This window comes from Klebsiella sp. BIGb0149, from assembly GCF_004362605.1.
Classification (GTDB): Bacteria; Pseudomonadota; Gammaproteobacteria; order Enterobacterales; family Enterobacteriaceae; genus Klebsiella; species Klebsiella terrigena.
In genome coordinates this window covers 1,032,562-1,057,959 of the sequence record NZ_SNYG01000001.1, presented here as the reverse complement: position 1 = coordinate 1,057,959, position 25,398 = coordinate 1,032,562, and the positions used below count along the sequence as shown (strand labels likewise).

Sequence of the window (25,398 nt, the reverse complement as noted above, 5' to 3'; positions counted from 1 at the left end):
GCTGATAGCCGATGCACGAGTATATATGTCATAGCACAACGCGTAAATCACTGAAACGGTAAGTTTTTGTCGCCAGACGGAGAAAAAGTAAAGATAAATCAATCGGATATTTGATATGTCAGTTCTTATCTATCAGAATCTTTCCCCGCAAACGAACATCCTTTTGTCATTCGGGTTGGCGAATTAAGGCCAATCGCGGATAATCAGAGGCATTGAATATCAGCGATTTGCCCCTACATCGTAGAGCGAATCACTCAGAGCCTATTGCGGTAGGCGTACTTTGCTGGCAAATAAAAAAGCCTAATGGGATAGGCTCTAAGGGATCCTGACAACCGCTATGTCTCAACAATATCGATACTCACTGCCGGTCAAACCCGGCGATCAGCGGCAGCTCGGCGAACTCACCGGCGCGGCCTGCGCGACCCTGGTCGCAGAAATGACCGAGCGTCACGACGGCCCGGTGATCCTCGTCGCCCCCGATATGCAAAACGCCCTGCGCCTGAATGATGAAATTCGGCAGTTTACCGACAGCATGGTCATCGCCCTGGCGGACTGGGAAACCCTGCCCTACGATAGCTTCTCGCCGCATCAGGATATTATCTCCTCCCGTCTGGCGACCCTTTACCAGCTGCCGACCATGCAGCGCGGCGTGCTGATCGTACCGGTCAGCACCTTGATGCAGCGCGTTTGTCCGCATAACTACCTGCACGGCCACGCGCTGGTGATGAAAAAAGGCCAGCGCCTGTCGCGGGATACTCTGCGCGAGCAGCTCGATAGCGCCGGCTATCGCCATGTCGATCAGGTTATGGAGCACGGCGAATACGCGACCCGCGGCGCCCTACTCGACCTCTACCCGATGGGCAGCGAACAGCCCTATCGCCTCGATTTCTTCGATGATGAAATCGACAGCCTGCGCCTGTTTGACGTTGACAGCCAGCGCACGCTCGAAGAGGTGGCGGCGATCAATCTGCTGCCGGCCCACGAATTCCCGACCGATCAGACCGCCATCGAGCTGTTCCGCAGCCAGTGGCGCGATCGCTTCGAGGTCAAGCGCGATGCCGAGCATATCTATCAGCAGGTCAGCAAAGGCACCCTGCCCACCGGCATCGAATACTGGCAGCCGCTGTTTTTCAACGAGCCGCTGCCGCCGCTGTTTAGCTACTTCCCGGCGAACACGCTGATCGTCAATACCGGCGAGCTGGAAGCCAGCGCCGAACGTTTCCAGAGCGAAACTCACGCCCGCTTTGAGAGCCGCGGCGTTGACCCAATGCGCCCGCTGCTGCCGCCGGAGCTGCTCTGGCTGCGTAGCGATGAGCTGTTCAGCGAGCTGAAAAAATGGCCACGCGTGCAGTTAAAAACCGACCGCCTGGCGGAGAAAGCGGCTCATACCAACCTCGGCTACCAGAAGCTGCCGGAGCTGGCGATTCAGGCGCAGAACAAAGCGCCGCTGGATAACCTGCGCCGCTTCCTCGAATCCTTCAGCGGGCCGGTTATCTTCTCGGTCGAGAGCGAGGGCCGTCGCGAAGCGCTGGGCGAAATGCTGGCGCGCATTAAGGTTGCGCCAAAGCATATCCTGCGTCTCGAAGAGGCGACCGGCAGCGGCCGCTATCTGATGATTGGCGCCGCCGAGCACGGCTTTATCGATAGCCCGCGCGGCCTGGCGCTGATTTGTGAAAGCGATCTGCTGGGCGAGCGCGTGGCGCGCCGACGCCAGGACTCGCGGCGCACCATCAACCCCGATACCCTGATTCGCAACCTCGCAGAGCTGCATATCGGCCAGCCGGTGGTGCATCTTGAGCACGGCGTCGGCCGCTATGCGGGAATGACCACTCTCGAGGCCGGCGGCATCAAGGGTGAATACCTGATGCTCACCTACGCCAATGACGCCAAACTGTACGTCCCGGTCTCCTCGCTCCATCTGATTAGCCGCTATGCCGGCGGCGCGGAGGAGAGCGCCCCGCTGCACAAGCTCGGCGGCGACGCCTGGGCGCGAGCGCGGCAAAAAGCGGCGGAGAAGGTGCGCGACGTGGCGGCGGAGCTGCTGGATATTTATGCCCAGCGCGCGGTCAAATCCGGCTTTGCCTTTAAGCACGATCGCGAACAGTATCAGCTCTTTTGCGACGGCTTCCCGTTTGAAACCACCCCCGATCAGGCCCAGGCCATCAACGCGGTGCTGAGCGATATGTGCCAGCCGCTGGCGATGGACCGTCTGGTCTGCGGCGACGTGGGCTTTGGTAAAACCGAAGTTGCCATGCGCGCCGCCTTCCTGGCGGTAGAAAACCATAAGCAGGTGGCGGTGCTGGTGCCGACGACCCTGCTCGCCCAGCAGCACTTCGACAACTTCCGCGACCGCTTCGCCAACTGGCCGGTGCGTATCGAAATGTTGTCTCGCTTCCGCAGCGCCAAAGAACAGGCGCAGATTCTGGAACAGGCGGCCGAGGGCAAAATCGATATTCTGATCGGCACCCACAAGCTGCTGCAGAGCGAAGTGAAGCTGCGCGATCTTGGGCTGCTGATCGTCGATGAGGAGCACCGCTTCGGCGTGCGGCATAAGGAGCGCATCAAGGCCATGCGCGCCGATGTCGATATTCTGACGCTCACCGCGACGCCGATCCCGCGTACCCTGAATATGGCCATGAGCGGCATGCGCGATCTGTCGATTATCGCCACCCCGCCGGCGCGCCGCCTGGCGGTGAAAACCTTCGTGCGCGAGTACGATGCGCTGGTGGTACGCGAGGCCATGCTGCGTGAAATACTGCGCGGCGGCCAGGTCTACTATCTCTACAATGACGTGGAAAACATCCAGAAAGCCGCCGACCGTCTGGCCGCGCTGGTGCCCGAGGCGCGCATCGCCATCGGTCACGGGCAGATGCGCGAACGCGAGCTTGAGCGGGTGATGAACGATTTCCACCACCAGCGCTTTAACGTGCTGGTCTGCACCACCATTATTGAAACCGGGATCGATATTCCGACCGCCAATACGATCATCATCGAGCGCGCCGATCATTTCGGCCTTGCTCAGCTGCACCAGCTGCGCGGGCGCGTCGGGCGTTCACACCATCAGGCCTATGCCTGGCTGCTGACCCCGCATCCGAAGGCGATGTCCACCGATGCGCAAAAGCGTCTGGAAGCGATCGCCTCGCTGGAGGATCTCGGCGCCGGGTTCGCCCTGGCCACCCACGATCTGGAAATTCGCGGTGCCGGCGAGCTGCTGGGCGAAGACCAGAGCGGGCAGATGACCACCATCGGCTTCTCGCTGTATATGGAGCTGCTGGAGAACGCCGTTGATGCCCTGAAGGCCGGGCGCGAGCCGTCGCTGGAGGACCTGACCAGCCAGCAAACGGAGGTCGAACTGCGGATGCCTTCCCTGCTGCCGGACGACTTTATCCCGGATGTGAACACCCGACTCTCGTTCTACAAGCGCATCGCCAGCGCCAAAAGCGAGCACGAGCTGGAGGAGATCAAGGTTGAGCTTATCGACCGCTTCGGCCTGCTGCCGGACGCGGCCAGAAATCTGCTGGATATCGCCCGTCTGCGCCAGCAGGCGCAGAAGCTTGGCATTCGCAAGCTGGAGGGGAACGAAAAAGGCGGCATGATCGAGTTTAGCGAAAAGAACCACGTCAACCCGGTGTGGCTGATTGGCCTGCTGCAGAAACAGCCGCAGCACTTCCGCCTCGACGGGCCGACGCGGCTGAAGTTTATGCAGGATCTCGCCGAGCGGAAAACGCGCATGGAGTGGGTTCGCCAGTTTATGCGCCAGCTGGAAGAGAACGCCGTCGCCTGACCGTGACGGAGAAAATGGATACGGTGACATTCATCGTATCCATTTTTTCATCCGACACATTCAGCAAACTTTACAAATGTTTTGCAATCCACCAGGGTTTCCCCACACTCTCCCGCGCCATAATTTGTTTCTGTTTTCGTAGAAAAATAACCACTTATTTATTATGGTCATACACTCTTCGCGTTTCTCTCTGTGGCTGGCGCTGGTTGCCGTTGTCGCCGCGCTGGCGCTTCCGGCCCATGCTAACACCTGGCCTTTACCGCCGCCGGGAAGCCGTCTGGTGGGGCAAAATCAGTTCCACGTAGTGCAGGATAACGGCGGCTCGCTGGAAGCCATTGCCAAAAAGTATAACGTTGGTTTTCTGGCACTCCTGCAGGCCAATCCCGGCGTCGATCCCTACGTTCCCCGCGCCGGCAGCGTGTTGACCATTCCGCTGCAGACGCTGCTTCCGGACGCGCCGCGCGAAGGGCTGGTGATTAATCTCGCCGAACTTCGTCTGTACTACTATCCGCCGGGCAAGAATGAGGTGACCGTCTACCCTATCGGTATCGGCCAGCTCGGGGGCGATACCCTCACGCCAACGATGGTCACGACCGTGTCGGATAAGCGCGCCAACCCAACCTGGACGCCGACGGCCAATATCCGCGCCCGCTACAAGGCGATGGGCATCGAGCTGCCTGCCGTGGTTCCCGCCGGGCCGGATAACCCGATGGGGCACCACGCGATCCGCCTGGCGGCCTACGGCGGCGTCTATCTGCTGCACGGCACCAACGCCGATTTCGGCATCGGTATGCGCGTAAGCTCGGGCTGCATTCGCCTGCGCGATAACGATATTAAGACCCTGTTCAATAAAATTACCCCCGGAACCCGGGTGAATATTATCAACACGCCGATTAAGGCTTCCGTTGAACCAAACGGCAGCCGGCTGGTCGAGATTCATCAGCCGCTGTCGAAGCACCTTGATGACGATCCGCAGACGCTGCCCATCGTGCTTAACGCCGAAATGCTGGCCTTTAAGCAGGCTCAGCTGACCGATCGGCCGGTTATGGAGCGCGCTATCGAACTGCGTTCGGGCATGCCGATTGACGTGACCCGCCATCAACCGGACGCCGGTCAGGCGCTGTAGTCGCCCTATTCTGCCTGGCGGTGACGCGGTATTCATTCGCCCTGCGTCAGGCAGAACGTCCTTCCCCGGCACCGGGTGGGCGGATTTGGGGGAAGAGAAGCCTCTTTCCCTTTAACCTCGCGTAACCATCCCCGCTGTCCCGCACCGAAATCACCGCTGCGCGCTGCGCCCGGCTCAATTCGACCGACTCGCTCCTGTCTCAATTTACCTCTTGCGGCCTTCGGTTTGCCTTTTCCTCTGCATACGTTCATCAGCGCGAAAGCGTCGGTCGAAACAACCGATACTATCAGCCTCAAGGGGGCGACGGGACTGCCTGCAACCTCACGCGAGGAAACGGTGGGAGCGCAGTTATGCACGGCGTCCGCTGAGCGGAAACCGCTTAACTGAGGGGTTCTGTATGGCGTTTTATTGGGGGAGAAACCGGGGATTCAGACAGCGAGTCGCGGTCCATAAGGGTGTGGACCGCTTCGCAATCTTGGCATAACAGGGGAACAACTTACTGCTTACTACCGCGGCCTGATAAAGGGGTCAGAACCGCGTTTGTCAGTGGCATGACAGAGGGAACAGCTTATTTGTAGATAACCGCAGTCCCGTGCAGGGTGTTAGGACCGGTTACCGACGTAATGCGGAATGAAGTTGCGCCCATTTCTTCAGCTTTCTGCGCCAACTGGTCTTCCAGAGAGCCCAGGTTGGTGCCGGCGGAAGCGGAAACGGTGCCGATTTTTTGCTGGCCAGCAGGAGTGGATTGCACTTCAACGGCAGCAAAGCTTGCGAAAGAGAGTGAGCTTAGTACAGCAGCGAGGGTCAGAGTTTTGATGGTTTTCATGATTATTATACCTATGCAGATGATTTTTTTATTAGGGTCGTAAGAATTAACTTAACGATCGATAGGTAAATAATAATGTGACCTGCATCACACGTCAACGCATTTTTATAACGATCGTTTAATTATTTATAAAAAACTTAAAATTCATATATATATGAATTATTTATTTTTGGACTGACTCTGCTGGCAGGTTATGCCGTTTATTTTTATAATGGCCCTTCAACAAACCAACATAGGTACAGGCGGCATCATGACAACTGACGTTCAAAGTTGCACAAAAAAAAGCCGTGGCCGACCTAAAGTGTTCGACAAGGAAGCGGCGCTGGATAAGGCCATGGCACTGTTCTGGCAGCATGGGTATGAGGCAACCTCCCTTGCCGATCTGGTGGAAGCCACCGGGGCGAAGGCCCCTACGCTCTACGCCGAATTCGTCAATAAAGAGGGGCTGTTTCGCGCGGTGCTCGATCGCTATATCTCGCGCTTTGCCGCCAGACACGAAGCGCAGCTGTTTGACGAAGAGAAGTCGGTCGACCAGGCCCTGCGGGACTATTTCACCGCTATCGCCACCTGCTTTACCAGTAAAGATACCCCGGCGGGCTGCTTTATGATCAACACCTCCGCAGCGCTGGCGGCCTCCTCTACCGATATCGCCAACACCATTAAGTCGCGGCACGCTATGCAGGAGCAGACGCTGACCCAGTTCCTGCAGCAGCGCCAGCTGCGCGGCGAGCTCCCGGAAAACGGTGACGTTCGCCAGCTCGCGCAGTTCTTAAACTGCGTCCTGCAGGGGATGTCGATCAGCGCTCGCGAAGGCGCCGATTTCACTAAATTGATGCAAATTGCCGACACTACCCTGCGCCTGTGGCCGCAAATCCTCCAGCACTAACCCGCTCCTCCGCAGCCCGGTGACCTACGTCACCGGGCCTGCCTCTCCTCCGCGACATTCCGCTGTCTTAACCCCATTTTTATTAATGTTTTCACATCCTTAAGCGTTAATTTGTTGTAAATGATATTGATAACAATAATCACTGCGTGCAGAATTCGCATTTGAGTTTTTCAATGTGTTTCACCTTGTAACAGTCGGTGCGCCCGCGCCGAAAAAATAGAACAACAATGCTTAACAACAAAGCAATTAACTCATAAAAGGAATGCGAATGAACACGCGTCTCTGGGTGCTTAACCCACTGCTGCTGGCTACCACCCTCCCCGTCTTTAGCACCCAGGCGGCCGAAGAAAACCTGATCGTTAGCGCCAACCGTACGCACCGTACCGTTGCCGAAATGGCGCAGACCACCTGGGTTATTGAAGGTCACGAAATTGAACAGCAGGTTCAGGGCGGCAAGGAGTTCAAAGATGTGCTGGCGCAGCTTATTCCAGGCATCGACGTCAGCAGCCAGGGACGGACAAACTACGGGATGAATATGCGCGGTCGCGCGATCGTGGTGCTGATCGACGGCGTGCGGCTAAACTCCTCCCGCACCGACAGCCGTCAGCTCGACTCCATCGATCCGTTCAACATCGAGCACATCGAGGTCATCTCCGGCGCCACCTCGCTGTACGGCGGCGGCAGTACCGGCGGGCTTATCAATATTGTGACAAAAAAAGGCCAGCAGGATCGCCAGGTCGATCTCGAGTTGGGCGGCAAAACGGGTTTTGCTAACAGCAACGATCATGACGAGCGGGTGGCAGCGGCGGTGAGCGGCGGTACCGACCACGCCTCCGGCAGATTATCGGTGGCTTATCAGCGCTTCGGCGGCTGGTATGACGGCAATAACGATGCGCTGATCCTCGATAATACCCAGACCGGCTTACAGCACTCCGATCGCCTCGACGTGATGGGCACCGGCACCATCAACATCGACGATAATCGTCAGCTTCAGCTGGTCACGCAGTACTATAAAAGCCAGGGCGACGACTACGGCCTGTACCTGGGGAAAAACATGTCGGCGGTGACCGGCGACGGCAAGGCCTACACCACCGACGGGCTGGACTCCGACCGCGTACCCGGCACCGAGCGCCACCTGATAAGCCTCCAGTATTCCGACGCCGACTTCTACGGTCAGAATCTGGTCAGCCAGATCTACTATCGCGACGAATCCCTGACCTTCTACCCCTTCCCGACCCTCGCTAAGGGCCAGGTCAGCAGCTTCTCCTCCTCGAAGCAGGATACCGATCAGTACGGAGCCAAAATTACCCTCAACAGCCAGCCGCTGGAGGGCTGGGACCTGACCTGGGGACTCGACGCCGATCATGAAACCTTCAACGCCAACCAGATGTTCTTCGACCTCAACGAATCGATGGCCTCCGGCGGGCTGAATAATCAGGCCATCTACACCACCGGCCGCTACCCGGGCTACAGCATCACCAACCTTGCCCCGTTCCTGCAGAGCAGCTACGACCTGAACGATATCTTCACCGTCAGCGGCGGCGTGCGCTACCAGTGGACGGAAAACCGGGTGAATGATTTTGTCGGCTATGCGCAGCAGCAGGACGTCGCCAACGGGAAAGCCCGCTCGGCGGACGCCATTCCCGGCGGGAAAACCGATTACGATAACTTCCTGTTTAATGCCGGGATTGTCGCCCACATTACCGACCGCCAGCAGACCTGGTTTAACTTCTCCCAGGGCGTCGAGCTGCCGGATCCGGGTAAATACTACGGCATCGGTAAATACGGCGCCGCCGTTAACGGCAACCTTCCGCTGCTGTCGAGCGTCAACGTCGGCGATTCGCCGCTGCAGGGGATAAAAGTTAACTCTTACGAGCTGGGCTGGCGCTACACCGGCGACAACCTGCGCACGCAGCTGGCGGCCTACTACTCTACGTCGGATAAAACCATCGTCGTCAACCGCACCGATATGACGATTGACGTTGAGTCCGATAAGCGGCGTATTTACGGCGTTGAAGGGGCGGTGGATTACGCCTTCCCGCAGAGCGACTGGAGCACAGGAGCTAACTTCAACGTCCTGAAATCGCAGGTGAAGAGCGACGGCAGTTGGCAGAAATGGGATGTGACCCTCGCCTCACCGTCGAAAGCCACCGCCTGGGTCGGCTGGGCGCCGGACCCGTGGTCGCTGCGCGTGCAAACCCAGCAGGTGTTCGATCTTAGCGACGCCAGCGGCAACAAGCTTGATGGCTACAATACCGTCGACTTTATCGGCAGCTACGCGCTGCCGCTGGGTAAGCTGACCTTCAGCATCGAAAACCTGCTGAACGAAGACTACGTCACCATCTGGGGCCAGCGCGCGCCGCTGCTCTACAGCCCAACCTACGGCAGCCGTTCGCTGTATGAGTACAAAGGCCGCGGCCGCACCTTTGGTCTGAACTACGCCCTGAGCTTCTGATAAAAAAAGCCCCTCACCCTGAGCGTGAGGGGCAAATATCAATAAACGTCTTTTTTACGCTTTGTTATTCAGGATCAGCTGACCGTTACTATCCAGCGGAATTTGCGTGCCGGGGTCATGTTCCATGCGAATCTTGCCCTGCTGTCCGCCAATTTTGTACGTGACGTCATAGCCCAGCATTTTATCCGATTTGTCATACACCGTTTTGCAGCGCTGCTGCGTGGTGGTGTAGGTATCGCCTTCCTGCATCGATCCCTGAATCTGGTTACCGGCATAGCCGCCGCCCAGCGCGCCCACGACGGTGGCAACGCTGCGTCCACGGCCGCCGCCAAACTGGTGGCCGATAACCCCGCCGGCGACCGCGCCGAGCACCGAACCGGCAATCCGGTTTTCATCCTGTACCGGACGACGGTGGGTCACGGTGACGTTGCGGCACTCCTGACGCGGCGTTTTAACACTTTCTTTGATCGGCGTACTGGAGACCACCTGCGCATACTGCGGTCCGCGATCCAGTACGTTCAGACCGGCGACAGCTGCCACACCCAGCGCGGCGGCCACGCCAATCCCTATACCCGCCAACATTGATTTATTCACGGGGCATCCTCCGTTGTTGCTGATAGCGATAATTTTGCTATCTACCCGGGGAGCTTGCAAATGAGAAAGCGGATGAAAAATGCGAGGATCTGCAGCAAACGGCGGGGATTCAGAGGAATCCGAGAGGATATAGCGAATATTACAGGACGATATTCCGGATAATCGCCCGGCAGCGCGTTATCTGACCGGGCGACGGCTCGCCGCGCTCCGCGAACCCGGAGAAGGCGTTAACGCCGTCATCCGGGAGCGGAGCGCCCGAGGATTAGTGCAGCTTCAGGCGCGGACGAATGATGCGGTTGATGCGCCCTACCAGCATCATCAGGCCGGTTTTAAAGTAGCCGTGCAGCGCAATCTGGTGCATGCGGTACAGGGAGATGTAAACGAAGCGCGCAATGCGGCCTTCGATCATCATTGAGCCACGCATCAGGTTACCCATCAGGCTGCCGACGGTCGAGTAGTTGGAGAGCGAAACCAGCGAGCCGTGATCCTTATAAGCGTAAGGTTTCAACGGCTTGTTTTTCATCTGCGCGAGGATGTTATGCAGCGCGCAGGTTGCCATCTGGTGAGCGGCCTGCGCGCGCGGCGGCACGAATCCGCCTTCCGGACGGGCGCAGGAAGCGCAGTCGCCGATGGCGTAGATATCCGCATCGCGGGTCGTTTGCAGCGTCGGCTCAACCACCAGCTGGTTGATGCGGTTGGTTTCCAGACCGCCGATCTCTTTCATAAAGTCCGGCGCCTTAATCCCGGCAGCCCAGACCATCAGATCGGCATTAATAAACTCGCCGTCTTTGGTGTGCAGGCCGTTAGCATCGGCGCTGGTGACCATAGTTTTCGTCAGCACCCGTACGCCAAGCTTGGTCAGCTCGCTGTGCGCGGCGCCGGAAATACGCGGCGGCAGCGCCGGCAGAATACGCTCACCGGCCTCAACCAGCGTGACGTTCAGCGCTTCGTTAGTCAGCCCTTTGTAGCCGTAGCTATGCAGCTGCTTAACCGCATTGTGCAGCTCGGCAGAGAGCTCTACGCCGGTGGCCCCGCCGCCGACGATAGCAATATTCACTTTGCCGTTGGCACCGAGATCCGCGGAGTATTTCAGGAACAGGTTCAGCATTTCCTGATGGAAACGTCGTGCCTGGTGCGGGTTATCGAGGAAAATGCAGTTCTCTTTAACGCCCGGCGTATTAAAGTCGTTAGAGGTACTGCCCAGCGCCATCACCAGGGTGTCGTAAGGCAGCTTGCGCTCGGCCACCAGCAGCTCGCCCTTTTCATCACGCAGTTCACTGAGCGTGATGGTTTTGGTTTCGCGATTGATATCCGCGACTGACCCGAGCTGGAACTGGAAGCCGTGATTGCGGGCATGAGCCAGGTAGCTCAGCGCATCTACACCTTCGTCGAGCGAACCCGTTGCCACTTCATGCAGCAGCGGTTTCCACAGGTGGCTATGGTTGCGATCCACCAGAGTGATTTTCGCTTTTTTGCTGCGGCCCAGCTTTTTACCCAGCTGAGTAGCCAGTTCCAGTCCGCCGGCGCCGCCACCAACGATTACTATTCTTTTCAATGGTGTAGTCACGTGACCCCCTAAAATTATTAACCAATTGTTAATTAAAAGTTATATAAATAGCCTTTAATTAACAACAAGTTACAGCATTGAAACCATTCAGCGAAATCGAGAATAACATGAACGGTTCATTGGTCATACCAAAATTGATATGCATCAAGTTTTACCGCATATTTTTTGCACAGGCAATCACGGAATGGATAAAAAAAAGCCCGCGGTGCGTTCACACAGCGGGCTGGAGGGGGGCTATCAGCCGAGGGTTTTAAAGGCCTTTATCCGCTGCAAATGCGGGGAGATACTCTTGAATTTATGGCCCTGCTCGTTATCCCAGATGATTTCATAGTAGTGATGCAGCAGCTCAGCCGAACGCTGGCTGTCGAGGGCTTCATCCTTGCGGGAAAGCATCACCAAGCAACGGTCGCGATTTTTTTCACGGAAGTTATTCACGCACTTCGTGCCGATATCCGCGTACTCTTCCGGGCGATCGATCTTCCCTTCCATGTTCTCATCGGGAAACAGATTCGGGTTAAAAATAGCCTGGCGGATATCGCAGAGGAAACCAATCCGTTCCGCCCAGTAGCCGCCCAGACCGACGCCGCAAATCAGCGGCCGATCGTCGGCGTTGAGCTGCAGCATCTTATCGACCTCTTTTAACAAGTGCTGCATGTCGTGTTTCGGATGCCGCGTACTGTAGCTAATCAACCGCACGTCGGGATCGATAAACTGCAGCTGCAGCACCTTTTCATGGTTACCGGGGCTGTTAGAGTCAAAACCGTGTAAATAGATAATCATCGCATCCTCACCAGACAACAACGCCCTTCAGGTTTGCTACGCGGACTTCGCCTCCTGCCAGCGCGCGTGGAGCTGCTCCAGCTGCGCGTTGACCCTCTTCCAACGGGCGGAATCCCTTAGCTCCTGACGGGTAAAGGAACCTTTATGATACAATTTCGTAACACGCTCTGCTTTGATCGGCGACAGGTTATCCAGCACGCTGACCGCCCCCTTACGATTATTGCAGACCAGGATCATATCGCAACCTGCATCCAGGGAAGCCTGTCCGCGTTCGGCGTAGCTGCCCATAATCGCCGCGCCTTCCATCGACAGGTCGTCGGAGAAAATCACGCCATCAAAGCCTAACTCTCCGCGCAGTACCGTCTTCAGCCAGTGCGGCGAGCCGCTGGCCGGACGCGAGTCAACGTCGGTATAAATAACGTGGGCAGGCATAATCGCATCAAGGCGCTGCTCCGCAACCAGGGTGCGGAAAACGGCCATATCCCGGGCGCGAATTTCCGCCTCAGCGCGCGGGTCACGCGGCGTCTCTTTATGCGAATCCGCGGTTACCGCGCCGTGGCCTGGGAAATGCTTCCCGGTCGCCTTCATGCCCGCTTCATGCATACCGTCAATAAAACAGCGCGCGATGGCCAGCGCCTTCTCGGGATCCTCATGATAAGAGCGCTCGCCGATGGCGGCGCTGATGTGGCCGACGTCGAGCACAGGTGCAAAGCTGATATCAATGTCCATAGCGATCATTTCGCTGGCCATCAGCCAGCCGGCCTGCGCCGCCAGCCTGCCGCCCTCTTCCATTCCCAGCAGTGCGGCAAAGGACTGCGCGGCCGGCAGGTGGGTAAAGCCCTCGCGAAAACGCTGGACGCGCCCGCCTTCCTGATCGACCGCGATCGCCAGATGATTGCGCGAAGCTTCGCGGATCTGACGCACCAGCTCGCGCAGCTGCGCCGGATCGTGATAGTTGCGGGTGAAGAGAATCAGCCCGCCAACCAAAGGGTGCGCAAGGATCTCCCGCTCTTCCGCATCCAGTTCAAAACCTTCGACATCCAACATTACCGGACCCACACTGACCTCTCTTATATTATGTGTCTAACTGACGCCAGGCCGCATCTGCCAGGGCGATAAACTGCCGGTCGCCGGTTTGCTGCCAGCGACGCTCGTACCAGCCTGCCATGAGCATCAATACCCACGGGCGCCAGCGCTGGATTTGTCGCCACAGCTGGCGCTCATTAATGTTCGCCTGTCGGGCGTACTCCGCTGCCAGCTGCCGATGCTGCGCGGAATCAATCCACACGGCGGCAAGCTCCAGCGCAATATCGCCGTCGCCGGCATATTCCCAGTCGATCAGCCGCAGCCCGCCCTCGGTATGAACCAGATTGCCCGCATGTACGTCCATATGCAGCGGCGCCAGGCGCAGCGGCCGGGGCTCTCCGCGCCGTAGCAGACGCTTATACCAGCGCAGCCATAGCGGGGTTCGTCGCGAGCCATCGCTCTGCTGCCAGTAGCGTTCCAGCAGCGGCGCCAGCGCGATACGCCAGCCCAGACGCGGCTGCTGGTGCAGATGATACAGCACCCCGGCCAGCTGCGGGCACGGCGGCAGCGCGCTTTTCATTTCACCGATGCAGTACTCCACCACCATCCAGCGCGGGGAGTAAAAAATCGGCGACGGCGCAAGCGTATCCGGCATCCGGGATAAGGCGCGATATTGACGAAGGAAATCGCTGGCGGGCGCGGCAGGATCGTGCGGCTGGCGTAATACCAGGCGCCGGGTGCCGTCGCTGACGATGCAGCTACCGCCGCTCAGACCGGCAAAGGCCGGATCGTCGAGCGGCGAATAGCGGGGGAAAAAGCGCGACAATAGCTCATCGCGCGTTAGCTTACTGTTGCTGAACTGCACCTTTACCTGACCAAATAATCTCGCCGGTTTGTACCAGCATCAGCTGCATCTTCAGCTCAGGTGAATTGACGTTGCCGGTGGCATTAGAGTAGAGCACGTACTGGGCGCCAACGGTGCGCGCAATGCCCATCGCTTTGCTGCGGCTGCCGAGGCTATCCTGCGGCGACAGGCCAAGCTGCTGTTTCGCCACGCCGAGCTGCTGCTGCGAGACCAGCGTAAACTTGCCGTTTCCCGTCAGCGCATTGCGCAGGGCCTCGGTCGCCTCACCCGCGTTTAGCGTACCGTTCGTGCGGTTATTGACGCTATCGACCAGCAGAATGCTGCCCGCGTTCACGCCGCCCGCCTGCAGCATCTGCCCGACCATCGGCTGTACCGCACCGCTCCAGTCATAGTGGCGAACGCGCGGGGTTGGCTGAGTCGGCTGCTGTTCATGCTCAATCGGACCCGGCTGCGCCGGCACTGCCGGAATGCCCGGCACCGTAGGTACCGTAGGCTGAGCCGGCTGCTCCGGTTTCGGCTGCGCCTCCCCTACCGGCGCGGGCTCCTGACGCTGCCCAACGCACCCGGCAAGGAATATCGCCAGTGCTGTGATCAACGCATAGCGACACATTTTAATCATCACAATTACCTCTTACAGATAAAGATAGAGTCGGGCCTTATGCGCCCCCAAAATATTTGCGCTACCGTAAAGCGTCACGGATGAGCGTGCGGGCACCGTTATGCTCCGTGCCGGCTCCAGCGGGTGCATCTCCAGCCCTCTGGCGTCATACCAGAAAAAGCGGTAATGCACGACGATCGGCTCCTGGCGTTCGTTAAACAGCCTTGAGGTCGCGGTGGCCTGAATCTGTGAGGCGGTGACCTCAGGCGCATCGGCGCTGATACCTGCGGCTAAGACGTTAGATTCCATCACCAGCGTCTGCTGCTCTCCCACCGGAATTTCCGCGTGAGAACCGCAGCCGGCCAGCAGCGCCGCCGCCAGAAGAGTGCCGAAATGAGCTGCGCGCATTGATTAGCCTTTGTGAGCCAGCATGGGACCCAGCGGGCGACCGCCCAGCAGGTGCATATGAATATGGTAGACTTCCTGGCCGCCGTGGCGGTTACAGTTGACGATCAGGCGATAGCCGTCGTCGGCAAGACCTTCATCACGCGCAATTTTCGCCGCGACGGTCATCATGCGACCCAGCGCCAGCTCGTGCTCCGTGGTGACGTCGTTGACGGTAGGAATCAGGATATTGGGGATAATCAGAATATGGGTCGGCGCCTGCGGAGAGATATCGCGAAAGGCGGTAACAAGCTCATCCTGATAAACAATATCCGACGGGATCTCCCGGCGAATGATTTTGCTAAAAATCGTTTCTTCTGCCATGACTGATTCCTTATTAATTTTTATACCGTGCTCTGGCCTGCCCCTGCAGATAAACGCGGATGCACAGGATTCGTCTAAGAGTATGAGCGAGTTACTCCCCCTCTTTCAACCCGAATGCACTTTTTCTTACGCGGCGGCGGACTTAGCTGATGACGGATTAAGCATATCCCTGATTATGTCCCGGCACCGCCGTCGATAGAGCGCCTTTTTGACTACCTCTCTTACGTCTGTTTACACATTAAATATAAATGCGTATATTTCTCATTTGTATTCACCACATGGACGCACCGCACTTCGGGAATGATTCGACCGCGGCCACAGAGCCCCGGCGTATAACGACAGTCTCCTCATTAAGGGTTAATCATGTCTTTCACTACCAGCTCACGGGACGGCCAGCGCGCGCAGTCTCTCCTCGCCGTCGGCATTGCGTTAGCGCTCTACCCCGCCCTCGGCCTTGCCGCCGACGCGACCGACGACACCATCATTGTAGAAGGAACAACGCCAGCCGGCACCGACGAACAGCGGCAGGATTACAGCGTTAAAACCACGTCAGCCGGAACAAAAATGCTGATGACCCAGCGCGATATTCCGCAGTCGGTGAGTATCATCAGCGAGCAGCGGATGCAGGATCAGCAGCTGCAAACGCTTGGCGACGTGATGGACAACACGCTCGGCATCAGCCGCAGCCAGGCGGACTCCGATCGCAGCAGCTATTACTCCCGCGGTTTTCAAATAGACAACTATATGGTCGACGGTATCCCGACCTATTTTGAGTCCCGCTGGAACCTCGGCGACGCGCTCTCCGATACCGCGCTCTTTGAGCGGGTCGAGGTCGTACGCGGCGCCAACGGCCTGCTGACCGGGACGGGCAACCCCTCCGCATCGATCAACATGATCCGCAAGCATGCCACCAGCCGCGAGTTTACCGGTAATGTCTCCGCCGAATACGGCAGCTGGAACAAGCAGCGCTACGTCGCCGATATGCAAAGCCCGCTGACCGAAGATGGTAACGTTCGGGGGCGTATTGTCGCCGGCTATCAGAATAATGACTCCTGGCTCGATCGCTACAACAGCGAAAAAACGTTCTTCTCCGGCATTCTCGACGCCGACCTCGGCACCTCTACCAGCCTCTCCGCCGGCTACGAATATCAGCGTATCAACGTCGACAGCCCAACCTGGGGCGGCCTGCCGCGCTGGAATACCGACGGCAGCAAGAACCACTACGATCGCGCCCACAGCACCTCTCCGGACTGGGCCTATAACGATAAAGAGTTCAACAAAGTCTTCGTCACGCTGAAGCAGCGCTTTGCCGATACCTGGCAGGCGACCATGACCGCAACCCACTCCGAGGTCAAATTCGACAGCAAAATGATGTACGTCGATGCGTACGTTAACAAAGAGACGGGAATGCTGGTCGGCCCCTACGGCAGCTATGGCCCGGGCTATGACTACGTTGGCGGAACGGGCTGGAACAGCGGCAAACGTAAAATCGATGCCGTAGATCTGTTTACCGATGGCGGCTTCGATCTGTTCGGTCGCCAGCATAACCTGATCGTCGGCGGCAGCTACAGCAAACAAAATAATCGCTATTTCAGCTCCTGGGCCAACGTGTTCCCGGATGAAATCGGCAGCTTTAATAACTTCAATGCGGGTAATTTCCCTGAAACGGACTGGAACCCGCAAAGCCTTGCCCAGGACGACACCACCCGGATGAAGTCCCTGTACGCCGCGACGCGCTTCTCGCTGGCCGATCCGCTGCACTTAATTCTCGGCGCGCGCTATACCAACTGGCGTATCGACACCCTCTCCTACAGCATGGAGAAAAACCACACCACGCCGTACGCCGGCCTGGTGTACGACATCGATGATAACTGGTCGACCTACGCCAGCTACACCTCCATCTTCCAGCCGCAGAACGTCCGCGACAGCTCGGGTAAATATCTGACGCCGATCACCGGCAATAACTATGAGCTTGGCCTGAAATCAGACTGGATGGACAGCCGTCTGACCACCACGCTGGCCGTTTTCCGTATCGAGCAGGATAATCTGGGCCAGTCTACCGGGACGCCGATTGCCGGCAGCAACGGCGAGACGGCCTACAAAACCGCCAACGGTACGGTGAGTAAAGGCGTCGAGTTCGAAGTTAACGGGGCGATTACCGATAACTGGCAGATGACCTTCGGGGCCACGCGCTTTGTTGCGGAAGATAATGAAGGCAATGCGGTGAACCCTAACCTGCCGCGCACCAGCGTCAAGCTGTTCACCCGCTACCGTCTGCCGGCGATACCCGAGCTGACCGTTGGCGGCGGCGTGAACTGGCAGAACCGGGTCTATAAAGATACCGTCACGCCGTACGGTACCTTCCGCGCAGAACAAGGCAGCTACGCGCTGGTTGATTTATTCAGCCGCTACCAGGTCACCAAAAACTTCGCCTTGCAGGGTAATATCAACAACCTGTTCGATAAAACCTACGATACCAACATTGACGGCTCGATTGTTTACGGCGAGCCGCGCAACTTCAGCATCACCGCCAGCTACCAGTTCTGATTTATCCTCAGCGCTGACCAGCTGAACCCAGGGAGCCAGCCGGCTCCCTTTTTACTCGCTTAAGCCAATAAAAAAGGCAGCCATTCGGCTGCCTTAGTCTCCCCACATCACAACTTAGTTGGCGCGGATGTACTCGTCCATTTCAGTTTTCAGGTTATCGGATTTAGTCCCGAAGATCGCCTGAACGCCTGAACCTGCAACGACCACACCGGCAGCGCCCAGTTTTTTCAGGCCAGCCTGATCAACTTTCGCTACGTCAGCAACGCTAACGCGCAGACGGGTGATGCACGCATCAAGGTTAGTGATGTTTTCTTTACCGCCGAACGCCGCGATCAGGGCCGGAGCCATTTCGCTGGTTGCGCCCACTTTGCTGTCTTCGGTTGAATCTTCACGACCCGGAGTTTTCAGGTCCAGTGCTTTAATCAGCACGCGGAAGACAACGTAATACACGATCGCATAGCAGATACCGACAATCGGGAACAGCCACAGCTTGCTGCTGTTACCGGACAGGACGATAAAGTCGATCAGGCCGTGAGAGAACGATGTACCGTCACGCATACCCAGCAGGATACAGATCGGGAATGCCAGACCTGCAAGAATTGCGTGGATAACGTAGAGGATCGGCGCAACGAACATGAAGGAGAACTCGATCGGCTCGGTAATACCGGTCAGGAACGAGGTCAGCGCTGCGGAGATCATGATACCGCCCACTTTCGCGCGGTTTTCCGGTTTAGCGGAGTGCCAGATAGCGATAGCCGCAGCCGGCAGACCGTACATTTTGAACAGGAAGCCGCCGGACAGTTTGCCCGCAGTTGGGTCGCCTGCCATGTAGCGCGGGATATCGCCGTGGAAGACCTGACCCGCCGCGTTGGTGTATTCGCCAATCTGCATCTGGAAAGGAACGTTCCAGATGTGGTGCAGGCCAAACGGTACCAGGCAGCGTTCAATGAAGCCGTAGATACCGAACGCCACAACCGGGTTCTGGTACGCAGCCCACTGAGAGAAGGTCTGGATAGCAGTACCGATCGGAGGCCAGATGAAGGAGAGGATCACGCCGGTGAAAATAGCGGCCAGACCGGAGATAATCGGCACAAAACGCTTGCCCGCAAAGAAGCCCAGATACTCTGGCAGCTTGATGCGATAGAAGCGGTTGAACATGTACGCTGCGATTGCACCGGAAATAATACCGCCAAGTACGCCGGTATCAGCCAGGTGTTTAGCCGCAATCTCTTCAGCAGGTAAATGCAGAACCAGAGGGGCAACAACCGCCATGGTTTTCACCATGATGCCGTAAGCAACAACCGAAGCCAGCGCGGATACGCCGTCGTTATTGGTGAAGCCAAGCGCCACACCGATAGCGAAGATCAGCGGCATATTAGCGAATACCGAACCGCCTGCTTCTGCCATGACGTGGGAAACGACTTCTGGCAGCCAGCTGAAGTTTGCGGAACCGACGCCCAGCAGGATACCTGCGATAGGCAGCACGGAGACCGGCAGCATCAGCGATTTACCGACCTTCTGCAGGTTAGCAAATGCATTCTTAAACATAATTGAGAGTGCTCCTGAGTATTTGGTACTTTTTTACGTTTTCACGCATTGGCACGGGGGGAGAACCGTGCCGTGGACAGGACATCTAAGCGCCCTTTATTTATTACACAGAGTAAAATAATTGGCGGAATGATTGTTTGACGGCTATCACGTTTCAATCAGTCGGCGTGGGAAAGTTTACATCAACTTACATAAGCTGTATCTAAATGTAACCAAAAGCACGTCACCGCCCCTTTTGTGGCGGTGAACTTTACTCGCTTTAAGTATTAATTACGAGCCTTAAAATAATAGGAAGATCGGCGGGTTACAGGCGGGAGGGGGCGATATGGAACAATCTGGCGAAATTATCGGTGGTCTGCTGCGCCAGCTGCTCCAGCGAAACGCCCTTCAGAACCGCCATGTATTCGGCAACGTCACGGACCATCGCCGGCTGGTTCTCTTTACCGCGATGGGGAACCGGCGCGAGGTACGGCGAATCGGTCTCCACCAGCAGGCGATCGAGGGGAACGTAGCGCGCGGCGTCGCGCAGCTGTTCGGCGTTGCGGAACGTGACAATACCGGAAAACGAGATATAGAACCCCATGTCCAGCAATTTACCCGCTGTCTCTCTATCCTCTGTGAAACAGTGTAGTACGCCGCCGCAATCCGTCACTTTTTCTTCCTGCAAAATTGTCAGCGTATCGGCCCGTGCGTCCCGGGTGTGCACAATCACCGGCTTGTTGAGCTCGCGGCCGATGCGGATATGATCGCGGAAGGACTCCTGCTGGCGAGGCCTGGTTTCCGGGGTGTAAAAATAGTCCAGCCCGGTCTCCCCCATCGCCACCACGCCCTCTTCCGCGGCCAGCTTGCGCAGCTCGTCAACGTCGTACGCTTCATCCTGGTTGAGCGGATGCACGCCGCAGGAGAAAACCACGTTGTCACGCTGTCCGACCAGCTCGCGCATCCCGCGATATCCCGGCAGCGTAGTCGCAACGGCAAGGAAGAACTTCACGTCACGCGCGGCGGCTTTTGCCAGCACATCGTCCACGTCTTTATGCAGGGTTTCATAATCCAGGCCATCAAGATGGCAGTGGGAGTCGACTAAAAACATAATGTCTCGCTCAGAGATGGGAAACGGGCAGAACCGCCCCAGGTTGCAGGTAATGTTCCCAGCGCAGAAGGCGCTCGGTTAGCAGCAGTTCGCGGTTGACGCCGACCACGTTCAGCAGCTGCTCTCGGCAGGCGCTGACGTCCCGCGCAATAGCCTGCAGGCGGCTGGCGGGCAGCGCCTGCGCCAGCTGGCTTATCAGCGTCCAGGCATCGGGGTTGCTCACCAGGGAGATTCCCTGCTGCCTTTTTTGTGCATCCAGCAGCAGCGATGCCAGCCAGTGCAGGCGAACGGCGGCCTGTTCATGATTCAGAATCGGCAGCAGCGTTAGCCAGTCACCGCCGGTTAGTACGTTTGCCAGAGTCTGGATGAGCTGCTGCCGGGCGGCCCAGCGGCTCTCTTCGAGCAGCTCCAGCGCCGCCGCTGGCGCGTTGGCGCTCAGGCGCAGCGCGGCCAGCAGCGCGTTTTGCTCAAGCGTTACTTCGCGTTCCAGCCACGCCAGGCCATAGGACTCCGCCGGCGGAGCAAGATGATACAGGCGGCAGCGGCTGCGCAGCGTGGCCAGCAGCCGCGCCGGCTCCTGACAGGCGAGGAAGAACCAGGTATTTTCCGGCGGCTCTTCCAGCGTTTTCAGCAGGGCATTGGCCGCCGCATCGGTCAGCAGCGCCGCGTCGCTAATCCACACCACTTTGGCGCCGCCGAGGCGCGAGCGTTCATAGAGCTTTTCATTCACGTCGCGAACGGCATCAATGCCGAGGGCGCTTTTGCCCTTCTCCGGCACCAGCGTGTAGTAGTCGGGGTGGGTACCGGCCTGCATCAGCTGGCAGCTATGGCAGTGACCGCAGCTTTTGTGTCCTTCCGGCTGTCGGCACATCAGGTAGCGGCACAGCGCGTAGAGCAGCGCATCACCGCCCATTCCCGGCAGCGCCTGCAGCAGTAGCGCATGGTGACCCCGCCCGGCCTGATAGCTGGTGACTAACTGCTCGAACGGCGGGCGTAACCACGGATACCATTTCATGCGCTCTGCTCCGCCACCCACTGGCTGATAACCGCGCGGATATCGCGCGCGACCGCTTCCAGCGGCTGGGTGGCGTCGATGGTGCGGATCGTCGGGTCCTGCGCCGCCAGCTCAAGATAGCGCGCGCGGGTCCGGTTAAAGAAGTCCAGCGACTCCTGCTCAATGCGATCGAGCTCGCCGCGGGCGCGGGCGCGCTTGAGGCCCACCGCAGGCGTGACGTCGAGATAGAGCGTCAGGTTCGGACGAAAATCGCCAAGCACCGCGTCGCGCAGCGTCGCCAGCATCGTCTGGTCAATGCCGCGGCCGCCGCCCTGGTACGCCTGGGTTGAGAGATCGTGACGATCGCCAATCACCCACTGCCCGCGGGCCAGGGCCGGCTTAATCACCGTTTCCACCAGCTGAACGCGGGCGGCATAAAACATCAGCACTTCGGCTTTATCATTAATCACTTCATCGCCGGTGGACTGGATATCGAGAACCAGGCTGCGCAGTTTCTCGGCAAGGATGGTACCGCCCGGCTCGCGGGTAAACAGCAGATCGCTGACGCCGGATTGCTCCAGCGCCTCTACCACCAGGTTACGCGCGGTGGTTTTCCCTGCGCCCTCCAGGCCTTCGATAACGATGTAATTACTGCGCATTTTTTTCCTTAAGAACTTTTAGATAATCCTGAACCGAGCGGTTGTGGCTGGACAGATTGGTATTAAACGTATGTCCGCCCTTGCCGTCAGCGACAAAATAGAGGTACGGCGTTTTCGCCGGATGCGCGGCGGCGGTCAGCGAAGCCTCTCCGGGCGCGGCGATCGGCCCCGGCGGCATACCGCTAATCACATAGGTATTATAGGCCGTCGGGGTTTCGAGATCCTTGCGCGTCAGCCTGCCATTATAGCTCTCACCCATGCCGTAAATCACCGTCGGGTCGGTCTGCAAACGCATGCCGATACGCAGGCGGTTGATAAATACCGACGCCACGCGATCGCGCTCTTCCGCTACCGCCGTCTCTTTTTCGATAATTGACGCCATGGTCAGCAGCTGGTTTTGATCCTCGTACGGCAGGTTATCCATCCGCCCTTCCCACGCTTTGTCCACCTCGGCGACCATCTTCTGATGCGCCCGCTTGAGGATCGCTACATCGCTGGTATTGGCGGTATACATCCAGGTATCCGGCCAGAACCAGCCTTCCACCCACTCCGGGTGTTCAAGATCGAGCGTTTTCGCTACCGTTTCATAGCTGTCGTCGGCCAGCGTATGCTTCACATACGGCGCGTCGCGCAGCTGGCGCAGATAGTCGCTCACCCGCATTCCCTCAACGAAACGCAGCGGGAACTGGGCCTCTTTGCCGCTGCCCAGCAGCTGGAGCATTTCGCGCACCGTCATTTTCGGCGTGAAGCGGTAGGTACCGGCTTTGAAGTGCGACAGCTCCGGCTCAATGCGCAGCAGCCACTGGAAGACGCGAGGCCGGTTGATGACCTTGTCACCGTACAGCTGCTGGCCCAGCGCGAGGCGCCCGGTGCCGGCGTCAAGGGTGAAGATGGTCTCTTCTTTGATAAGCAGCTTGCTGTCAGCGAGCTGGCGGACTTTCCACATGCCCACGCCTGCGGCAATGCCGAACACCACTAACAACAGCAGGATAAAACGTAACATTTTCTTCATGACTAACCAGACAGCTCACACAGTGGGGCTAAAAAATGATAAAGCTCGCGCGAGGACCAACGGCTCTCGTCCCAGCGGCGAACCGGCACCAGCGGCATCAGGGCATTGCAAATCAGCACTTCATCGGCATCGCGCAACGCATCAGGGCCCGTGGTGACTTCGACAACGCGAAACGGCGATTGTGCCAGCCTCGCGATACAATACTGGCGCATAATCCCGTTCACGCCCGCCTGGTCAAGGCGCGGCGTAAATACCTCCACTCCCTTGCGCCAGAACAGATTCGCGGCACAGCATTCCGTAAGCCACCCTTCGCTGTCAAGAACCAGCGCCTCGTCGGCGTCCGTCTGCTCAAGATGAGAGCGGATCAGCACCTGCTCCAGGCGGTTAAGGTGCTTAAGGCCGGCAAGCGACGGGTTACGCCCCAGCCGTATCGGGCTCAGATTCAGGGTGATGCCCTCTTCACGCCAGCGGGAGTAGTGCGCCGGCAGCGGGGATACGCTGAGGATACGGGTCGGCTGCTGGCACAGCGTACCGCTATAGCCGCGGCCGCCGGAACCGCGCGTCAGGATAACCTTGAGGACGCCGCTTTTCTGAACCTGCGCCAGGCGCAGCATTTCCTGTTCCAGCGTTTGCCAGTGGGTATAGGGGATCATCAGCTTTTCGCAGGCCTGCTGCAAACGCCGCAGATGGGCAGGCAGCATCTGCACGTGACTTTGCACAATCCGCGCGGTGGTAAAGCATCCGTCGCCAAACTGTATCGCCCGGTCGTTAGCGGCCAGGACGTCCTGTTCAAGGCCATTAATCAAGAACATAGTGGCTCCTTATCGGTAGCCCGCTAGTGTCGCAGGATGAATTACGCAGGACAAGCAGAGAAAGCTGAAGAAAAAAGAAGGCCCGCATAAATGCAGGCCTGAGTCATGGCTGGATGAGGCGACTAACGCGCTTAGACCTTTTTAAAGATCAGCGAACCGTTGGTGCCACCAAAGCCGAAGGAGTTACACAGCGTGTACTCCATACCGGAAACCTGGCGGGCTTCGCGCGGAACGAAGTCCAGGTCGCAGCCATCGTCCGGGTTATCCAGGTTGATGGTCGGCGGAACCACGCTATCGCGCAGCGCAAGGATTGAGTAGATAGATTCTACCGCTCCCGCGGCGCCCAGCAGGTGCCCGGTCATCGATTTGGTCGAGCTGACCATGACGCTGCGAGCCGCATCGCCAAAGACCGACTTAACGGCCTGAGCTTCCGCTTTATCGCCCGCTGGCGTCGAGGTACCGTGCGCATTGACGTAGGCGATTTGGCCCGGTTCAATGCCCGCATCGCGAATGGCGTTAACCATTGCCAGCGCGGCACCGGCACCGTTCTCCGGAGGAGAAGTCATATGGTAGGCATCGCTGCTCATACCAAAACCGACGATTTCCGCGTAGATTTTCGCGCCGCGTTTTTTAGCGTGCTCGTACTCTTCCAGCACCACCATGCCCGCACCGTCGCCAAGCACGAAGCCGTCGCGATCTTTATCCCACGGACGGCTTGCCGCCTGCGGATTGTCGTTGCGGGTAGAGAGCGCACGCGCTGCGCCAAAGCCGCCCACGCCAAGCGGGGTACTGGCTTTTTCCGCACCGCCGGCAACCATAGCGTCAGCATCGCCGTAGGCAATGATACGCGCGGCCTGACCGATATTATGCACACCGGAAGTACAGGCGGTCGCGATAGAGATGCTCGGCCCACGCAGACCAAACATGATGGTCAGATGTCCGGCCACCATGTTAACAATTGTAGACGGTACAAAGAACGGGCTGATTTTACGAGGTCCGCCGTTGGTCAGCGAGCTGTGGTTTTCCTCAATCAGGCCGAGGCCGCCGATGCCGGAGCCAATAGCTGCGCCGATGCGGTCCGCGTTCTCTTCCGTTATTTCAAGACCAGAATCCTGCATGGCCTGAACGCCAGCGACAATTCCATATTGAATGAAGGCATCCATCTTGCGCTGTTCTTTGCGCGAGATGATGTCATCACAGTTAAAATCCTTTACTAAGCCAGCAAATTTTGTTGCATAGGCGCTAGTATCGAAATGGTCGATCAGGCTGATGCCACTCTGACCGGCAAGGAGAGCTTTCCAGGTAGACTCTACGGTATTGCCGACAGGAGACAACATGCCCAGTCCGGTCACAACTACACGACGCTTAGACACGGTTGTCCTCCAGGGAGGGAAAATAAATTCTTGTGGGACAAACTAAAGATAAAACTCAGGCGGTCGAATGACCGCCTGGAGATGTTCA

Annotated in this window: 21 protein-coding genes; 5 read left to right on the top strand and 16 right to left on the bottom strand. The window is 58.0% G+C overall.

Annotated elements, in window-relative coordinates:
• The first annotated feature begins 337 nt into the window (after positions 1-337).
• Positions 338-3,784 (top strand): transcription-repair coupling factor, encoded by a 3,447-nt coding sequence (gene mfd / locus EDF75_RS05070; RefSeq protein WP_133597503.1) that lies wholly within the window; start codon positions 338-340, stop codon positions 3,782-3,784.
• Positions 3,785-3,947: 163 nt separating this feature from the next.
• Positions 3,948-4,910, top strand: coding sequence for a L,D-transpeptidase LdtC (gene ldtC, locus EDF75_RS05065; protein WP_133597501.1), 963 nt, complete (start codon positions 3,948-3,950; stop codon positions 4,908-4,910).
• 568 nt (positions 4,911-5,478) lie between these two features.
• Here ldtC and bhsA read toward each other — a convergent pair.
• A complete protein-coding gene (gene bhsA / locus EDF75_RS05060) occupies positions 5,479-5,736 on the bottom strand; it encodes a multiple stress resistance protein BhsA (protein WP_041144985.1) in 258 nt (85 codons plus the stop codon).
• Positions 5,737-5,986: 250 nt separating this feature from the next.
• Between bhsA and EDF75_RS05055 the strand changes: the two genes are divergently transcribed.
• Complete coding sequence (locus EDF75_RS05055) at positions 5,987-6,622, top strand: TetR/AcrR family transcriptional regulator (RefSeq protein ID WP_133597499.1); 636 nt, start codon at positions 5,987-5,989, stop codon at positions 6,620-6,622.
• 268 nt (positions 6,623-6,890) lie between these two features.
• Positions 6,891-9,077, top strand: a complete 2,187-nt coding sequence (locus EDF75_RS05050) for a TonB-dependent siderophore receptor (RefSeq protein WP_133597497.1) — start codon at positions 6,891-6,893, stop codon at positions 9,075-9,077.
• Between the two features lie 54 nt (positions 9,078-9,131).
• Here EDF75_RS05050 and EDF75_RS05045 read toward each other — a convergent pair whose 3' ends face one another.
• The 8 genes from EDF75_RS05045 to hinT form a co-directional block, all read right to left on the bottom strand.
• Positions 9,132-9,671 (bottom strand): glycine zipper 2TM domain-containing protein, encoded by a 540-nt coding sequence (locus EDF75_RS05045; protein ID WP_052698707.1) that lies wholly within the window; start codon positions 9,669-9,671, stop codon positions 9,132-9,134.
• 262 nt (positions 9,672-9,933) lie between these two features.
• On the bottom strand, positions 9,934-11,238 hold the full coding sequence (locus tag EDF75_RS05040) for an NAD(P)/FAD-dependent oxidoreductase (RefSeq protein ID WP_133597495.1): 1,305 nt from the start codon (positions 11,236-11,238) through the stop codon (positions 9,934-9,936).
• Between the two features lie 237 nt (positions 11,239-11,475).
• Positions 11,476-12,018 (bottom strand): alpha/beta hydrolase YcfP, encoded by a 543-nt coding sequence (gene ycfP, locus EDF75_RS05035; protein WP_041144980.1) that lies wholly within the window; start codon positions 12,016-12,018, stop codon positions 11,476-11,478.
• Positions 12,019-12,054: 36 nt separating this feature from the next.
• Positions 12,055-13,065, bottom strand: a complete 1,011-nt coding sequence (gene nagZ / locus EDF75_RS05030; RefSeq protein WP_166646122.1) for a beta-N-acetylhexosaminidase — start codon at positions 13,063-13,065, stop codon at positions 12,055-12,057.
• A 28-nt stretch (positions 13,066-13,093) separates the two neighbouring features.
• Positions 13,094-13,909, bottom strand: a complete 816-nt coding sequence (thiK, locus tag EDF75_RS05025) for a thiamine kinase (RefSeq protein ID WP_133597491.1) — start codon at positions 13,907-13,909, stop codon at positions 13,094-13,096.
• A complete protein-coding gene (gene lpoB, locus EDF75_RS05020) occupies positions 13,890-14,519 on the bottom strand; it encodes a penicillin-binding protein activator LpoB (protein WP_161795674.1) in 630 nt (209 codons plus the stop codon). Before lpoB ends, thiK begins: the two co-directional genes overlap by 20 nt.
• Before the next feature lie 21 nt (positions 14,520-14,540).
• Complete coding sequence (locus EDF75_RS05015) at positions 14,541-14,915, bottom strand: YcfL family putative periplasmic lipoprotein (protein ID WP_045854851.1); 375 nt, start codon at positions 14,913-14,915, stop codon at positions 14,541-14,543.
• 3 nt (positions 14,916-14,918) lie between these two features.
• Positions 14,919-15,275, bottom strand: a complete 357-nt coding sequence (hinT, locus tag EDF75_RS05010; RefSeq protein WP_041144975.1) for a purine nucleoside phosphoramidase — start codon at positions 15,273-15,275, stop codon at positions 14,919-14,921.
• A 363-nt stretch (positions 15,276-15,638) separates the two neighbouring features.
• Here hinT and fhuE point away from each other — a divergent pair, with 363 nt between their 5' ends.
• A complete protein-coding gene (gene fhuE / locus EDF75_RS05000) occupies positions 15,639-17,822 on the top strand; it encodes a ferric-rhodotorulic acid/ferric-coprogen receptor FhuE (RefSeq protein ID WP_133597489.1) in 2,184 nt (727 codons plus the stop codon).
• A gap of 114 nt (positions 17,823-17,936) precedes the next feature.
• Here the strand turns inward: fhuE and ptsG are convergent, their stop codons facing one another.
• From ptsG to fabF, 7 genes are all read right to left on the bottom strand, one after another.
• A complete protein-coding gene (ptsG, locus tag EDF75_RS04995) occupies positions 17,937-19,370 on the bottom strand; it encodes a PTS glucose transporter subunit IIBC (RefSeq protein WP_095096426.1) in 1,434 nt (477 codons plus the stop codon).
• 304 nt (positions 19,371-19,674) lie between these two features.
• Positions 19,675-20,460: a metal-dependent hydrolase gene (locus EDF75_RS04990; RefSeq protein WP_045854847.1), complete on the bottom strand. Its 786-nt coding sequence runs from the start codon at positions 20,458-20,460 to the stop codon at positions 19,675-19,677.
• 10 nt (positions 20,461-20,470) lie between these two features.
• Positions 20,471-21,475, bottom strand: coding sequence for a DNA polymerase III subunit delta' (gene holB / locus EDF75_RS04985; protein ID WP_133597487.1), 1,005 nt, complete (start codon positions 21,473-21,475; stop codon positions 20,471-20,473).
• Positions 21,472-22,113: a dTMP kinase gene (gene tmk, locus EDF75_RS04980; RefSeq protein WP_133597485.1), complete on the bottom strand. Its 642-nt coding sequence runs from the start codon at positions 22,111-22,113 to the stop codon at positions 21,472-21,474. The genes holB and tmk overlap by 4 nt, the downstream gene beginning before the upstream one ends.
• Positions 22,103-23,125, bottom strand: a complete 1,023-nt coding sequence (gene yceG / locus EDF75_RS04975) for a cell division protein YceG (protein WP_133597483.1) — start codon at positions 23,123-23,125, stop codon at positions 22,103-22,105. The genes tmk and yceG overlap by 11 nt, the downstream gene beginning before the upstream one ends.
• A 2-nt stretch (positions 23,126-23,127) precedes the next feature.
• Positions 23,128-23,937, bottom strand: a complete 810-nt coding sequence (pabC, locus tag EDF75_RS04970; protein WP_133597481.1) for an aminodeoxychorismate lyase — start codon at positions 23,935-23,937, stop codon at positions 23,128-23,130.
• A gap of 131 nt (positions 23,938-24,068) precedes the next feature.
• Positions 24,069-25,310 carry a beta-ketoacyl-ACP synthase II gene (gene fabF, locus EDF75_RS04965; RefSeq protein WP_133597479.1) on the bottom strand — a complete coding sequence of 414 codons (1,242 nt, stop codon included), beginning with the start codon at positions 25,308-25,310 and terminating at the stop codon, positions 24,069-24,071.
• Positions 25,311-25,398 lie beyond the last annotated feature (88 nt).

Coding starts and splice junctions, on each gene's coding strand:
- tmk (WP_133597485.1), bottom strand. CDS start 22,113: ATGCGCAGTAATTACATCGTTATCGAAGGCCTGGAGGGCGCAGGGAAA.
- yceG (WP_133597483.1), bottom strand. CDS start 23,125: ATGAAGAAAATGTTACGTTTTATCCTGCTGTTGTTAGTGGTGTTCGGC.
- EDF75_RS05055 (WP_133597499.1), top strand. CDS start 5,987: ATGACAACTGACGTTCAAAGTTGCACAAAAAAAAGCCGTGGCCGACCT.
- ptsG (WP_095096426.1), bottom strand. CDS start 19,370: ATGTTTAAGAATGCATTTGCTAACCTGCAGAAGGTCGGTAAATCGCTG.
- EDF75_RS05050 (WP_133597497.1), top strand. CDS start 6,891: ATGAACACGCGTCTCTGGGTGCTTAACCCACTGCTGCTGGCTACCACC.
- hinT (WP_041144975.1), bottom strand. CDS start 15,275: ATGGCAGAAGAAACGATTTTTAGCAAAATCATTCGCCGGGAGATCCCG.
- EDF75_RS04990 (WP_045854847.1), bottom strand. CDS start 20,460: ATGTTTTTAGTCGACTCCCACTGCCATCTTGATGGCCTGGATTATGAA.
- EDF75_RS05015 (WP_045854851.1), bottom strand. CDS start 14,915: ATGCGCGCAGCTCATTTCGGCACTCTTCTGGCGGCGGCGCTGCTGGCC.
- ycfP (WP_041144980.1), bottom strand. CDS start 12,018: ATGATTATCTATTTACACGGTTTTGACTCTAACAGCCCCGGTAACCAT.
- holB (WP_133597487.1), bottom strand. CDS start 21,475: ATGAAATGGTATCCGTGGTTACGCCCGCCGTTCGAGCAGTTAGTCACC.
- bhsA (WP_041144985.1), bottom strand. CDS start 5,736: ATGAAAACCATCAAAACTCTGACCCTCGCTGCTGTACTAAGCTCACTC.
- nagZ (WP_166646122.1), bottom strand. CDS start 13,065: ATGTTGGATGTCGAAGGTTTTGAACTGGATGCGGAAGAGCGGGAGATC.
- mfd (WP_133597503.1), top strand. CDS start 338: ATGTCTCAACAATATCGATACTCACTGCCGGTCAAACCCGGCGATCAG.
- pabC (WP_133597481.1), bottom strand. CDS start 23,937: ATGTTCTTGATTAATGGCCTTGAACAGGACGTCCTGGCCGCTAACGAC.
- ldtC (WP_133597501.1), top strand. CDS start 3,948: ATGGTCATACACTCTTCGCGTTTCTCTCTGTGGCTGGCGCTGGTTGCC.
- lpoB (WP_161795674.1), bottom strand. CDS start 14,519: ATGTGTCGCTATGCGTTGATCACAGCACTGGCGATATTCCTTGCCGGG.
- fhuE (WP_133597489.1), top strand. CDS start 15,639: ATGTCTTTCACTACCAGCTCACGGGACGGCCAGCGCGCGCAGTCTCTC.